The sequence below is a fragment of the Enterobacter sp. KB-280D8 genome, assembly GCF_041399405.1.
Classification (GTDB): domain Bacteria; phylum Pseudomonadota; class Gammaproteobacteria; order Enterobacterales; family Enterobacteriaceae; genus Enterobacter; species Enterobacter cloacae_N.
Genome location: NZ_JBGKEC010000024.1, coordinates 1 through 1,737, shown reverse-complemented (window position 1 = coordinate 1,737; position 1,737 = coordinate 1). Strand labels below are relative to the sequence as shown.

Here is a 1,737-nt window from a genome sequence, read left to right as displayed (position 1 = left end):
TGCTCCCCTGGGATGTCAAAGGCAGAATGCAGATTTCGGATCGTTTGCCGATTTATTCTCCACTTCGCGCAATTGTCAGGCATTCTGTCGCGGATATTTCCACAGCCAGCGCCCGCTGACCATACGCCAGTAGAACAGCGCCCCACGCACGGCCCAGTCAAGGAACATCCCCAGCCAGACGCCAACCACGCCCCAGCCGAGCACCACGCCCAGCGTATAGCCCGCCACAACGCGACACCCCCACATGCCAAGCATGGACACCCACATAGCAAAACGGGCATCGCGCGCCCCTTTCAGCCCGGCGGGCAGCACCCAGGATGCCGCCCAGATGGGCATAAAGGCGGCGTTGAGCCAGATGAGGATCTTCACCACCTCTTTAACATCCTCTTCGTGGGTATAGAACGCGGCCATCAGCCCGGCAAACGGCGCGGTTCCCCAGGCGATCAGCGTCAGCCCTATGGTCGACAGCCAGAAGACGTGCCGCAGCTGCCGCTCCGCCTGACCTATCTGCCCTTTCCCGAGCCGTTTGCCCGTGATAATGGTTGATGCCGAACCCAGCGCGTTACCCGGCAGGTTAATCAGCGAGGCGATGGAAAAGGCGATAAAGTTACCGGCGATAACGTCGGTCCCCATCCCGGCGACAAACATCTGCGTCAGCAGCTTCCCGCCGTTAAACAACACGGATTCAATGCTTGCGGGAATGCCGATTCCCATCACTTCCCAGATAATGGCGAAGTTCAAGGGCCGGAAGTAGCTCTTGAGCGTAAGACGCAGCGAAGGCGTAATTCCCGTCATCAGCACCCCGATGATGGCCGCCGCACCGATATAGCGTGAAATGGTTAACCCCAGCCCCGCTCCTACGAACCCCAGCCCATCCCACGAGAACGCGCCGTAGATCAGCACGCTGCTGATAATGATATTCAGGATATTCATCCCGCCGTTGATCAGCAGCGGAATTTTAGTGTTGCCCGCCCCACGCAGCGCGCCGCTGCCAATCAGCGCAATAGCCGCCGCCGGATAGCTTAAAACGGTCATCTCCAGGTAGGTCAGCGCCAGGTCTTTAACCTCGTTGGTGGCCTCCCCGGCGACAAAGTCAATAATCTCTTTACCGAAATAGTGGATCACCGCCGCCAGAACAATCGAAAAAATGGTCATGATCATCAGCGACTGGCGGGCCGCCTCGCGCGCACGTTTGGGGTCAAGCTTGCCGAGGCTAAAAGCCACCACCACCGTCGTACCGAGGTCTATGGCAGCAAAAAATGACATCACCACCATGTTAAAGCTGTCCGCCAGCCCGACCCCCGCCATCGCCTCTTTCCCCAGCCAGCTCACCAGGAAGGTGCTCAGGACCCCCATCAGCAAAACGCAGGTATTTTCCAGGAAGATAGGCACAGCGAGAGGGGTGATTTCACGCCAGAACAGGACACGATAGCTTTTACGTTTTGCATACCACGGCGTGCGCTCTATCGCCTGGCGTAAGGAGGCAGTGACGTTCAAAATGGACCTTAGCGAGAAAAGTTGAAACTCCATTTCAAATGATGGGGGAGAAAAGCTAATCCTGCAAAGTATTTTCCTGAAAAAAGATGTGTGGAATTACAACAAACTGACGACAGAATCAGCAATCAGTCGATTTTCCCTAAGATCAGGTTTGACAAAAGTTTTTTCGCCGCTAAGATAAGCCTCCACAACGATTCCTCTGTAGTTCAGTCGGTAGAACGGCGGACTGTTAATCCGTAT

General features: G+C 55.8%; 1 protein-coding gene. It reads right to left on the bottom strand.

Features of this window, described 5'->3' with window-relative positions; all coding sequences use genetic code 11:
- Window positions 1-75 precede the first annotated feature (75 nt).
- Window positions 76-1,530, bottom strand: coding sequence for a multidrug efflux MATE transporter EmmdR (emmdR, locus tag AB8818_RS22840; RefSeq protein ID WP_192984777.1), 1,455 nt, complete (start codon window positions 1,528-1,530; stop codon window positions 76-78).
- Between the last annotated feature and the right edge of the window lie 207 nt (window positions 1,531-1,737).